Source organism: Dysgonomonas mossii (assembly GCF_004569505.1).
GTDB lineage: Bacteria > Bacteroidota > Bacteroidia > Bacteroidales > Dysgonomonadaceae > Dysgonomonas.
Window position 1 is genome coordinate 315695 of record NZ_SPPK01000002.1, and the last position, 13138, is coordinate 328832.

Annotated in this window: 7 protein-coding genes; all 7 read left to right on the forward strand. The window is 43.3% G+C overall.

The window, feature by feature from the left end:
• Window positions 1–67 precede the first annotated feature (67 nt).
• A complete protein-coding gene (locus E4T88_RS06660) occupies window positions 68–3061 on the forward strand; it encodes a SusC/RagA family TonB-linked outer membrane protein (protein ID WP_135104692.1) in 2994 nt (997 codons plus the stop codon).
• 18 nt (window positions 3062–3079) lie between these two features.
• Window positions 3080–4645 (forward strand): RagB/SusD family nutrient uptake outer membrane protein, encoded by a 1566-nt coding sequence (locus E4T88_RS06665; protein ID WP_135104693.1) that lies wholly within the window; start codon window positions 3080–3082, stop codon window positions 4643–4645.
• A 97-nt stretch (window positions 4646–4742) separates the two neighbouring features.
• Window positions 4743–5693 carry a glycoside hydrolase family 43 protein gene (locus E4T88_RS06670; RefSeq protein ID WP_135104694.1) on the forward strand — a complete coding sequence of 317 codons (951 nt, stop codon included), beginning with the start codon at window positions 4743–4745 and terminating at the stop codon, window positions 5691–5693.
• 161 nt (window positions 5694–5854) lie between these two features.
• Window positions 5855–7510: a sialidase family protein gene (locus tag E4T88_RS06675; protein WP_135104695.1), complete on the forward strand. Its 1656-nt coding sequence runs from the start codon at window positions 5855–5857 to the stop codon at window positions 7508–7510.
• A 327-nt stretch (window positions 7511–7837) separates the two neighbouring features.
• Window positions 7838–9805 carry a hypothetical protein gene (locus tag E4T88_RS06680; protein WP_438503327.1) on the forward strand — a complete coding sequence of 656 codons (1968 nt, stop codon included), beginning with the start codon at window positions 7838–7840 and terminating at the stop codon, window positions 9803–9805.
• Between the two features lie 250 nt (window positions 9806–10055).
• Window positions 10056–11069 carry a family 43 glycosylhydrolase gene (locus E4T88_RS06685; protein ID WP_135104697.1) on the forward strand — a complete coding sequence of 338 codons (1014 nt, stop codon included), beginning with the start codon at window positions 10056–10058 and terminating at the stop codon, window positions 11067–11069.
• Window positions 11070–11286: 217 nt separating this feature from the next.
• Window positions 11287–13095 (forward strand): glycoside hydrolase family 2 protein, encoded by a 1809-nt coding sequence (locus tag E4T88_RS06690; protein ID WP_135104698.1) that lies wholly within the window; start codon window positions 11287–11289, stop codon window positions 13093–13095.
• Window positions 13096–13138 lie beyond the last annotated feature (43 nt).

Genomic DNA, 13138 nt, shown 5'->3' on the forward strand with positions numbered 1-13138 from the left:
AAGAAATTATTATTTATCCTCATAAATAATGAGTTAACCTAATTATAAAAAACCAAAATCTAGAAACATGTTAAAAAGAATTTTATTTCTACTGTTTGCGGTCTGTTCATTAGCAGTTTATGGGCAGAATGTGGAGGTAAAGGGAAAGGTTGTGGATGATATCAACGATCCGCTTCCCGGAGTGAGTGTCAGTATCAAAGGTACAACAAGGGGCACTATCACTGATGTTGACGGTAATTATTCTATCGAGGTATCTCGAAATCAGACTTTGGTGTTCTCCCTTGTGGGAATGACACCGCAGGAGGTTGTTTATACAGGACAGCCTGCTATAAATGTATCACTGGCTACCGACGATAAACGCTTGGAAGAGGTAGTCGTGATCGGGTATCAAACCATCAAGAAGGCAGACCTTACAGGAGCTGTTTCGGTATTCAATCCGACTGAAATGAAAAACACGATCGTAACCGGTACTGTGGGCGATGCTCTGGGTACACTTCCGGGCTTGACTGTACGTACAGCCGGAAATCCGGGTAGCGAAGGAAAGGTAGAGATTCGTGGTACAGGTACGTTGGGAGACAGTCAGCCGCTGTATGTGGTGGATGGTATCGTTTCGGGTGCCAACCGAGACTTCAACTTCAACGATATAGAAAGTATTCAGGTGCTCAAAGATGCTTCGGCAGCAGCTATATATGGCTCGCGCGCGGGTAATGGTGTTATCATCATTACGACCAAGCAAGGGAAAGAAGGCAAGATGAAGATAGATGTATCTTCGCGTATGACACTCCAGTGGTTGCCTAAATATAATCTTACAAACCGCGACCAATGGATTCAGCTCAACGACCTTGCTTTTGCCAATGCGGGCAAAGCTCCGGCAAACCACTTTGACGGTAATACCGACTGGCAGGAAGAAGTATTCAAGACCGGTATTGTACAAGACCATAATATCTCCTTCTCGGGAGGAACAAAAGACAGCCGTTACTTTATTTCGGGTAACTATCAGCACAATTCGGGTACTACAATCGGAGCTAAGAGCGAGCGTTTCACATTGCGTTCCAATACTTCAGCGTCACGCAACTTTGGCGATAATGTAACATTCCGTATCGGCGAAAATATTGTACTAAGCCACTTCGGAGTAGATGAGCTTAATACCAATCCGATTATAGATGTATATCGTATGTTGCCTACCATCCCTATTCACGACTCTAACAATGCAGCTAAGGGTGGTTACGGATTTGGTGACGGTAGCCGTGATGTTACCTTCGGTTCTAATCCGTTTGCGAAAGAAGATTTTGAAAATACAACAAATAGCAACTTGCGTATCAGAGGTAATACTTTTACTGAACTGGAAGCTTTCAAGATGTTTAAATATCGCTTCAATTTTGGATTCGACTTTAGCAACGATAAGCATAAATATTTGCGTAAAGAAGGTTACTGGACATACAATCAGCCATACGATCCTTCTTCACTAAATAAAAATCAGGCTCAATATCAAGGATTCGTATTCGATAATACATTAGAATTCAATAAGAAATTCGATAAGCACGATATCTCTGCCGTATTGGGTATAAGCTACCAGACCTCTACTTATGAGCAAATCTGGGGTACAAAGAATGATGTGCTCATGACGGGAAGCGACTACTTTGATAATCTCGATGCAGCACTATCTAATCCTAAGACAGGTAACTATAAAGACTTGCAAAAATTGTTCTCCGTATTTGGACGAATCAATTACAATTATGACGACAGATATCTCATGAGCTTTACAATGCGTAGAGACGAGTCTTCAAAATTCTCACCTAGCAACAGAGTAGGATATTTCCCTTCTGTATCGGCAGGATGGAGAATCAGTAAAGAAAGCTTTTTCGATGTGTCATGGGTAGATGACCTAAAGCTAAGAGCGAACTATGGAGTGCTGGGTACTTCAAATATAGGTGTGTGGGATTGGGTTTCATTTATTACCGTATTCCCTCAAGCGGTGTTTGGTACAGGACAATCTGTACAAACAGGTATGACTCAAATTAAACTAGCTAATGCCGATTTGAAATGGGAAAAACTTTCGCAAATCAATGCCGGATTCGATGCCGCTTTGCTGAACAACAAATTAGCGATATCGGTAGACTATTTTATGAAGGAGACAAAAGACGTGCTGACTCCGATGCAAATACTAATGGTAACCGGTAACAATGGCGGTAACCCGAACGTAAATGCAGCAACCTTGCAGAATACAGGTATTGAGGTGTCGGCTACATGGCGCGATAAGATTGGTAAAGACTTTGGCTATAGTTTCAACGTAAACGGATCTTTCCTTAAGAATAAGATTAAAGAATTAGGATATGGACGTACAGAGTTTACACAGTGGGATACGAAGTCGAAAGTAGGACACCCTATCGGAGAGTGGTATTTGATCAAAACCGATGGTTTGTTCCGTTCCGAAGAAGAGGTACAAGCTCACAAAAATAGTGAAGGCAAACTGATACAGCCAAATGCCAGACCGGGTGATGTGAGATTTGTCGATGCCAACGATGATGGTATGATTACCGATGCCGACAGACAATATTGCGGCTCTACTTTGCCAAAATTCCAATTGGGGATGAATTGGGGCTTCGAATACAAAGGATTTGATCTTCAGTTGCAGTTCTCAGGTGCATTCGGACATAAATCATTCAACGGACCTCGCAGTGCTTACGACAGGTTTGACGACAACTCGAACTATCGTGCCGACTACGACCCTTGGACTCCCGACAATCCGAACGCAAAAGATCCACGTCCTATCTACGCCGATTCTCGCAACGTGCGCGGCAATCAGGATCGCTGGTTAGAAAACGGAAGCTACCTGAGAGTAAAACAAATGGCTTTGGGATATAATCTTCCAAAATCTCTATTGGGTGAAGTATTCAGTGGTATTCGTGTGTATGTGAATGCTCAAAATCTAATCACATTTACATCATACAAAGGGCTTGATCCTGAATTCCTGAATACGAATATCTGGGATCGCAGCTACGATGGCGGGTCATTCCCTAATCCTCGTGGGGTAACTTTTGGAGCACAAGTATCATTCTAATCTAAAAATACCAAAACAATGAAAAAACTTATATATATATTATTCACTGTATTTTTATTCAGTGCTTGTGATGTGGATGTAGAGAATCCCAATACGATCACAACTGCTACCTTCTGGAAGACAGAAAAAGATGCATTGTACGGAGTAAACTCTGTATACAATATGTTTTACAAGCCCGGCACATATAGCCGTTGGATGTGGTTCCGCTTAGACCTTACTTCCGATGAAGGTTTTAGTCAAAGCCCATGGGCGGAGTTGAAAGAGTGGACTGATTTCAGATACAATAATTATAACTTCTGGGAAGGTAATGCATGGACGTACCGCGACTGTTACGAGGCTGTTTTCAGAGCTAATCAGGTTTTGTACTATGTGCCGAATATAACATTCGCCGACGAGAACAACAAAAATCAGATTCTGGGTCAGGCATATTTCCTTCGCGGATTATATTACTACAACCTGGCTTTGCTATGGGGTAGCACCAACAAGAGTCTGCCTATCGTGCTCGAACCTTCTACACCGGGTATGCAACCCGAAGGACATACCGGAGCTGAAGTATATCAACAGGCTATCAATGATTTTACAGAAGCACAAAAAGTGTTACCGGAGGTATGGGGTGACAACGACAAAGGACGTGCGACCAAAGGTGCGGCATTGGCTTTCAGAGCAAAATGTTATATGCAGCTACACCAATGGAACGAAGCCAAGACAGATTTGAGTTGGCTGGTAGAAGGCGAAGGCAAGAAGTATTACGACCTGACAACAAATTATTTTGATAACTTCAACAAGGATAAAGAGAATAATATAGAGTCGGTATTCGAAATACAATATTCTGATGCACACAAGGCTCCTGCCGGAGATGGTGACTTTGATGTAGATCCGAACTTGGGATTGAACCGTGGACAATTCTTTGCACCTCCCGGTATCGGCTGGACCGACGGCGAGCTTCGTCCTTGGTTGGTAACAGAGTTTAAGAAAGAAAAAGACTTGAATAGCGGTTACGATATACGTCTCAGATATACAGCTTTCTATGAAGGACAAGAGGCGGATTTTACCAATAACGAGAGGATTTATAAGTATACAAGTAATGCTGCTACATGGGGTCAAAACAACTGGAAAGGACGTGTATTCTTCCGCAAGTATGGCTCAGACTATTATCGCGATTATGATGATTATCACAATCCTACCAACGTAAGACTGATTCGTTTTGCCGATGTACTTTTGATGTATGCCGAATCTATTGTTCAGTCAGGCGGAAGCCTCTCTACAGCAGTAGCACAAGTAGACAGAGTACGTGCCAGAGCCAATATGCCTAAACTGTCGGTAAACCACCCTGCGGCAACCACCGATAAGGATACATTCCTCAAGCGTCTGCAAATGGAACGTATGCTTGAGCTCGCTACCGAAGGGCATCGTTGGGCTGACATCAAACGTTGGGGATTGCTCGACAATCAGGCAGGTATCGATGAATTGAAACAACGTGACCCGGATTTCAATAATTTTGTTACAGGTCGTCACAATTGTTTGCCTATCCCATCCGATGAGGCTAATAACAACCCGAATATTGATCAAAATCCTAATTATTAATATGAGTATTTGATGAGGCTGCTCTCCCGAGTAGCTTCATCAAAAAAATATTTTCTCTATTCTTAATAAGAAGGGGGAAATCATAAAACAGAATAGAATGAAAAAATTACAAGCTATTGTATTCCTGCTGCTTTCTTTTGTTTGCCTGTCTTGCGGCAGCAGCGAAAAGACCGACTTTGAATACAAAAACCCTGTACCATTGGGCGATCCGTTTATTATGTTGTACGACAATGTATACTATGCTTACGGAACCAATGCCGAGAATGGAATAGAAGTGTACACATCCGACGATTTGCTGACATGGAAAAAAGAACCCGTTCTTGCTCTCGACAAAAAAGACTCGTCGGCTGATCGTTGGTTCTGGGCTCCCGAGGTATATTATATTAAAGAAAAGAACAAATTCTTTATGTACTATTCTGCCGACGAGCATATCTGCGTAGCGACCGCCGATTCGCCGCTCGGACCTTTTGTACAGGATGTAAAAGAACCGATGATGGCAGACGAAAAATGTATAGATAACTCTCTCTTTGTAGACGACGACGGTAAACCATATCTTTATTTCGACCGTTTCAACGATGGTCTGAATATATGGGTAGCCGAACTCGAAAGCGATCTGAAGACCATCAAAACCGAGACGCTGACCAAGTGTATCAACGTTTCGCAAGCATGGGAAGAGGTATGGCCACGTGTCAACGAAGGTGCATTTATAACCAAGCACAAAGGGATTTACTATCTCACCTATTCGGCAAACAGCTACGAAAGTCCGTTTTATGGCGTAGGCTTTGCTACAGCTACCAGCCCGATGGGACCTTGGACAAAGTATGAAAAGAATCCTATTTTGCAAAAGCCTGACAGCCTTGTAGGGGTAGGGCATAGCGCCATGTTCCGCGACAAAGCGGGTCAGCTCAAAATAGTATTCCATGCGCATCACTCCAAAGATAGCATTCACCCACGTGCGATGTACATTGCAGATGTAAGTTTTACGGACGATGCTGTGCCGGTAATGAAAATTACAGGAGATATTATTAGCCCTAAAGTTGCAAGATAATTTTTTGGACAGTTTCTTCATTTTGCCTCAGTGTAAAATGAAGAAACTTTACTCTCAGATATTCTCTTATTTGTGATATAGGTAGTTTAAAATAATTACTCGAGATTATTCTTTCGTCCCAAAGCGCAAAAGATTACAAATGAGTTTATAAAAGTATTATAATGAAATATACAGCTTTATTCTTATCCGTATTGTTGTCTTTCACTGCCTGTCAGTCGGAGACAAAGAATACTCCCGAAGAAGAGATCGAAAGTACAGTAGATGGTATCCGCATAGCTTGGGACTACAGTTCCATGCAGCAGCTTGCCGAGCGGGGAGGTTATCCGCGCTTGCTCAGGATGCAGGATAATTCGTTGATTGCCATCTTTGAAACACGAACAGGTAGTGTGGAATTTCGCCGTAGCTACGATGAAGGACACACATGGTCGTCGGCGGTAACCGTATTCCCCCGATTTACTTATCAAGGCAAAGATGGAGAATCTACAATAGTGAATATCGCAAACGCAGAGATAACACAGTTGCAGAATGGCGACATTATTGCCGCTTGCAACTATCGCCCTGCAAAGCCCGAAATAGCACCTTACTCCATTGTGATAAGGCGCAGCACCGACAACGGAGCTACATGGCTGCCGGCACAGGTGCTATACAATGCAGCTCCACGTTTCAACGATGGATGTTGGGAACCCTCGTTCCTGCAATTGCCCGACGGGGAGGTGCAGATATATTTTGCAAATGAAAATCCGTATCAGCAATCCGACGAACAGGAGATATCCCTGCTTCGATCTGCCGACAATGGAGCTACATGGAGCGATGCCCAAATGGTATCCTTCCGCAAAAACAGGCGTGATGGTATGCCGGTAGCCCGAATATTGGGCGACGAAATAGTAGTGGTTATAGAAGATAACAACGTAGACCGCTTTAAACCATACACAGTGCGTACAAAACTGAAAGATAATTGGGTGAAACCTGTATTGGCAGACTCTCCACACAGAGAATACGCCCTTGCTGAGAAGATAGACAATTCGGTATATATGGGTGCTCCCTATCTGCTGAAACTCCCTACAGGCGAAACTTTGATTTCGTATCAGACAAACGAAAAACGAGCCTCCGACTGGGAATACTCCACACTCGAAGTAGCGATAGGAGATAAGTCGGCTCGCAATTTCACGAAACGAACACGTCCTTTTGATGTGCCGCTCGATAAAGAAGCAAAATGGAACTCTTTGGCACTATGGGACGAAAATACGGTTGTAGCTTTTGCTTCATCCAATTTCAACTCCAAAGAGGTAGCGCCTTGGCTTATCAAGGGATATATTATTCCTGAACTAAAGGTTGCTACAAAAGATATTACCACTTATCCCTTGTTTGTAGGGGCAAAGGGCGAAACAAATCTTCGTGCGGGGTTAGGCACAGACGAGGAAAACCTGTATGTCGAATGCAAGGTTAATGATAATAAATTATATGGTTCGCAAAGCTCTGATGCTGATGGTGTATATGTTTATCTCAGCGATGGAATGGAGTCGATGAGAGTATGGTGCAGCTATCAGGGTAATACAGAAGTAAGTGAACTGAAAAAGGGGGTGTGGTATACCAAAATGGCAAGTGATGTGCAGGCGGTTTCCTCTACCAATGATAAAGGCTACGATCTGAAGATCATCATTCCTAAGAAGTATATAAAGTCTGGCAGTGGCAAAGACTTAAGATTAGCATTGGGATTATCAGCCTATAGCGATGCTGTAAATGGTTACAAAGAAATGCTCGCAAATAGCGAAGAAAATAAACCGAATACATGGCTGAAAGTAAGTTTGTTAAATTAATGCTTGCAACACTTTGTGATGCTGAATAACGAAGTATACCGTCCATCACTTGTTTTTTCGGATTTGTAATCCGAAAACTTTTACGGCGGATTTTAAATCCGCTAAAACAAACAGCTTTCGGATTACAAATCCGAAAGAACGAATAAAACAAGAAGAACGAACAATATTAACGCCTAATGAGGCAAGAGATTCTTCACTTTGTTCAGGATGACAGTAAAGATGGAAATATGATAAGCAGATACAAGAATGAAACGACAACCAAATAAAACTTAAAATATAATGAAAAAGAGATTGCTTTCTGTTGTCTTACTCCTGTTTTCTTGCGCAATGATAGATGCGCAGGAAGTACAATCGGAGTATAAGATTACATTAAAATCGCCCGGAAATCCGGCAGAGTCGTATACCCTTACCGAAGATGCTTCGGGCTACCTGAAAGCCTCGCAGCTTTTGCCGATAGAGATCAGGCAGCAAAAGGAGGAAAACGGCTCTGCAACACGTATCACTGTCACACTGCGAGCTACAGATCTTGTTTATTACAACTTCGAAGAAGTGTGTAAACTATCGGCTATGCAGCATGCCGATTGTCAGTTTCTGATGCCCGGATTTTGGTATCATCGCAATATGCGTTCTCCAAAAGAGGCTCCTTCGTTTGCTACAAGCGACAGCTGGCAGGTACGTGAAGACCGACTGAGCACACCGCTAACGGGTATCTATAGCGACAAAACAGGCGACTTCTATACAGTAGTTCGTCTCGATAAATTCGAAAACGAAAGTTTGGCTACCCACAGTGCAGGCGAAATTATCCTTACTGACAAAACTTCGCTTGGCTTTACCGGATTCCGTAATGTAGGGGGTACTACAGCCCTTGTTTTCGGATTCCCGTATAGCGAAGCTCCAAAAACATATATCCGCAAATTGACGTTGGCTCCTGCCGTTCAGGCATTCGAAAAGCTAGAGAAAGGAGAAACCCGCCAATTGGTATGGGAGATTCGTAAAGGCAAAGCCGCCGACTACTCTGCTTTTGTAGCCGATGTGTGGAACTATTCTTACGACACATATCGCCCGCAGGTATACGCCGATGCGATGAGCACTGCCGAAGCAAAACGAGTTTTGTCTAACTTCTTTACAGAGAGTTATGTAAACAAATACGATCTCAAATATTTCTCAGGAGTACACATGCGTACCGATGATTGCGAAAGCACCGGCTCGGTTGAGGTAGGGTTTGTAGGGCGTGTATTGCTCAATGCCTTCAATGCGTTGGAATATGGCGAGCAAACCAACAATACCGACCTAATAAATAAAGCAAACTCGGTGTTCGACAGTTACCTAAAACATGGTTTTACTCCAAACGGATTTTTCCGTGAGTTTGTAGATTATAGTCACAACAACGAAACAGATATATACAGCATTCGCCGTCAGTCGGAAGGGGCATTTGCTATCCTTAATTATCTCGACTACGAAAAGAAGCAAGGACGCAAGCACCCCGAGTGGGAAGCCAAGATAAAAACACTGCTTGCTAATTTCCAAAAGTTGCAAGGACAAGACGGTAGTTTTCCTCGTAAGTTTGACGGCCAATTCCGTGTTACCGACCCTTCGGGAGGCAGCACCCCATCGGCAACCTTACCTCTTACGATGGCTTATACCTACTTCAAGAACAAGGAATATATGGAGAGTGCAAAACGTACGGCTGTATATCTCGAAAAAGAGCTGATATCCAAAGCCGATTACTTCTCTTCTACGCTCGATGCCAATTGCGAAGACAAAGAAGCGTCGCTATACGCATCCACAGCCATGTATTATCTGGCAATGGCTTCTGCCCCAAAAGAAAGAGATCGTTACATCGACCTTTCTAAGAAGGCGGCATACTTTAGCCTGTCGTGGTACTATATGTGGGATGTGCCTTTTGCTCAAGGGCAGATGCTGGGTGATGTGGGCTTCAAATCGCGTGGATGGGGCAATGTCTCGGTAGAGAACAACCATGTGGATGTCTTCATCTTCGAATTTGCAACTGTGCTCGATTGGCTAGCCAAAGAACGCAACGAACCCCGTTTCTCACAGTTTTCGTCGGTAATAAAAAGCTCTATGCTGCAACTAATGCCTGTAAAAGGACACATGTTCAATATCGGCAAGGTGGGTTATTATCCCGAAGTAGTACAGCATACCAACTGGGACTATGGCAAAAACGGAAAAGGATTTTATAACGACATCTTTGCTCCCGGCTGGACTGTAGCTTCTCTTTGGCAAATGCTGAGCCCCGACAGAGTAGAGACGTATTTTAATCCGAAGAAAAAATAAAAACAATGGGCAGGGAAGAAATTCCCCGCCCATCTTAAACTTCAATATACGAGCCTTAAAGGAGAGTGGCGCTAATGATAAAAATCGGTCAAATAGTAATAAAAACTAGTCAAAGGCCGAATTTGGCTTATTTTGATACTCTTTTGGTTGAAAAGTATACCTATCTTTTATTCTTGGCATGCTAACTTAGCAGAGCAGAACGCTACGAAAAGCATGTCATAAGATAATGCAATAAAATTCGAATAATACCATGAAGAAAATTTTTACATATATGTTCATTATACAGTTGCTTGTGGCAACGGGATGTAATGCATGTAGCAGTTCTGAAAAAGAAGAACCTGTAACTCCAAATCAGAAATATACAAATCCTGTAGTGGCTCTGAGCCTGCCCGACCCAACAATCATAAAGGCACAGGATGGACATTTTTATTTGTATGCAACAGAGAACACACGAAATACTCCTATTTACAGATCGGATAATCTTGTAGACTGGACATTTTTAGGAACGGCATTTACGGATGCTACACGCCCCACCTTCGAGCCCAACGGAGGTTTGTGGGCGCCTGATATTAATTACATCAACGGCAAATATGTGCTGTACTACTCCATGTCGGTATGGGGTGGCGAGTGGACATGCGGCATTGGCGTAGCTGTTGCCGACAAGCCCGAAGGACCATTCACCGACAAAGGAAAGCTTTTTAGAAGCAACGAGATCGACGTTCAGAATTCCATCGACCAGTTTTATATCGAAGAAGGAGGCAAGAAATACCTCTTCTGGGGTAGCTTCCGTGGTATCTATGCCATAGAGCTGAGCGACGACGGACTGTCGGTAAAAGAAGGAGCGCAGAAAAAACAAATAGCCGGAACAGCCTTTGAGGGAACATATATCCACAAGAGAGGAAATTATTACTACATGTTTGCGTCTATCGGCAGTTGCTGCGAAGGTGCAAACAGTACCTACGAGCTTGTTGTTGGTCGTTCCCAGTCGTTGTTTGGCCCTTATGTGGATAAAACAGGCAAGGATATGATGGACAATGGATATACTGTGGTCATAAGCAAAAGCTCCCGCTTTGTAGGCAACGGACACTGCTCCGAAATAGTACAGGACAAGGCTGGTAACGACTGGATATTGTATCATGGCGTAGACCTTAACCACCCTGATGGGCGTATGCTGCTGCTCGATCAAGTGAAATGGGATAACAATTCATGGCCTTATGTAGAGGGAGGCAAACCGTCTTCTTCGGCAGATAAGCCCGTGTTTTAAAGATATAGTGATTGTAATAGATAGGAGATTGCAACCTAATTAATGATTGGTATTTACTGCCCCGGACGAAGCGAGCCCAGAACATAAGCTTCGTTCGGGAAGTAAAGAAAGAGGAAAGTTTTCTTTCTCTCACTACACGAAGATCAACATAACATATCGATAATTTTTATAGAATAAGCATTATTCTAGAAGAAATCATTAACTCAAAATATAAGACATGAAGAAGAATTTTTTATTGTTAATATTATTTGTCACCAGTATCGGTCTTTTTGCCCAATGGAAACCAGCGGGAGATAAGATAAAAACAAAATGGGCTGAGTCGCTCGATCCCAAAAACGTATTGCCCGAGTATCCTCGTCCGATAATGGAACGTACCGATTGGGCAAACCTAAACGGACTTTGGGAATATGCAATCTTACCCATTGGACAAGCCGAACCTCGCAGCTTCGACGGGCAGATACTTGTTCCGTTTGCTGTAGAATCGAGCCTGTCGGGAGTGCAAAAAGAATTGGGAGCAAAAAACGAGCTTTGGTACAAACGTACTTTTTCAGTACCATCGTCATGGAAGGGTAAGAATGTGATCCTTCACTTTGGTGCGGTAGACTGGAAGACTGAGGTTTTTGTTAACGATATAAAAGTGGGTGCACACAAGGGAGGATATACCCCGTTCAGTTTCGATGTTACTCCTTTCCTTACATCGGGCAGTCAAAAACTCGTTGTAAAGGTGTGGGATCCTACAACAGACGGCTATCAGCCTGTCGGCAAGCAACACAAAGATCCTCATGGTATATGGTACACCCCTGTGTCGGGTATCTGGCAAACAGTGTGGCTGGAGCCGGTGAATAACAAACATATTGCAAATATTAAGGCTATACCTAGCCTCGATACGAAGAAAATAGCATTCGATGTATGTCCGGCAAATACTTCATCTTCAGATGTTGTAGAGGTAGTAGTAAAAGATAAGGGACAAACTGTAGCTTCGGGAAAAGCCGTTGCGGGACAGACGCTCGAACTACCTATCGCCGATCCTAAATTGTGGTCGCCCGAAAGTCCGTTCTTGTACGATGTAGAGGTAACACTATATAGTGCAGGCAAAGTTCAGGATAAGGTAAAGAGCTATACGGCAATGCGTAAGGTTTCGTTCAAACGTGATGATAATGGCATTATGCGTTTGCAACTCAACAATAAAGATTATTTCCAGTTTGGCCCGCTCGATCAGGGTTGGTGGCCCGACGGATTATATACAGCACCTACCGATGAGGCTTTGGTGTACGATATACAGAAGACCAAAGACTTTGGATTCAATATGATACGCAAGCACGTGAAGGTAGAGCCTGCACGTTGGTATACTCATTGCGATCGTCTGGGGATATTAGTATGGCAGGATATGCCTAACGGAGACCGTTCGCCACAGTGGCAAAACAGAGATTACTTCAAGGGATCGGAGCTGATTCGTAGCGCCGAATCGGAAGCGAACTATCGTCAGGAGTGGAAAGCGATAATGGATTATCTGATCTCTTATCCATCTATCGCTGTGTGGGTTCCGTTCAACGAAGCATGGGGGCAGTTCAAGACACAGGAGATAGCCGAATGGACAAAAGCGTATGATCCTTCTCGCCTTGTAAACCCTGCCAGTGGTGGTAACTTCTACCGTACAGGCGATATGCTCGACTTGCACAATTATCCGGGCCCTGACATGTATCTCTACGATGCCGAACGTCCTACAGTGCTTGGAGAGTATGGAGGTATAGGTCTTCCGCTACAGAATCACTTGTGGCAAACTGACAAAAACTGGGGATACGTTCAGTTTAAGAATGCCAAAGAAGTGACAGACGAATACGTGAAGTATGCCGAACAGTTGAAAAAACTTATCAAAGCCGGTTTCTCCGCTGCTGTCTACACCCAGACTACGGATGTGGAAGGAGAGGTAAACGGTTTGATAACATACGATAGAAAAGAAATAAAAGTGGACGAACCACGAGTAAAAAAGGTGAATTTGGAGATATGCAATTCCTTGTCTAAATAACTAGGAACAGTATTTCCTGAATTTAGGTGATTTTAGGTTTGAA

Excerpts from the sequence above, each read along its gene's own strand:
- E4T88_RS06685 (WP_135104697.1), top strand. The coding sequence starts at position 10,056 with ATGAAGAAAATTTTTACATATATGTTCATTATACAGTTGCTTGTGGCA.
- E4T88_RS06675 (WP_135104695.1), top strand. The coding sequence starts at position 5,855 with ATGAAATATACAGCTTTATTCTTATCCGTATTGTTGTCTTTCACTGCC.
- E4T88_RS06665 (WP_135104693.1), top strand. The coding sequence starts at position 3,080 with ATGAAAAAACTTATATATATATTATTCACTGTATTTTTATTCAGTGCT.
- E4T88_RS06660 (WP_135104692.1), top strand. The coding sequence starts at position 68 with ATGTTAAAAAGAATTTTATTTCTACTGTTTGCGGTCTGTTCATTAGCA.
- E4T88_RS06680 (WP_438503327.1), top strand. The coding sequence starts at position 7,838 with ATGATAGATGCGCAGGAAGTACAATCGGAGTATAAGATTACATTAAAA.
- E4T88_RS06670 (WP_135104694.1), top strand. The coding sequence starts at position 4,743 with ATGAAAAAATTACAAGCTATTGTATTCCTGCTGCTTTCTTTTGTTTGC.
- E4T88_RS06690 (WP_135104698.1), top strand. The coding sequence starts at position 11,287 with ATGAAGAAGAATTTTTTATTGTTAATATTATTTGTCACCAGTATCGGT.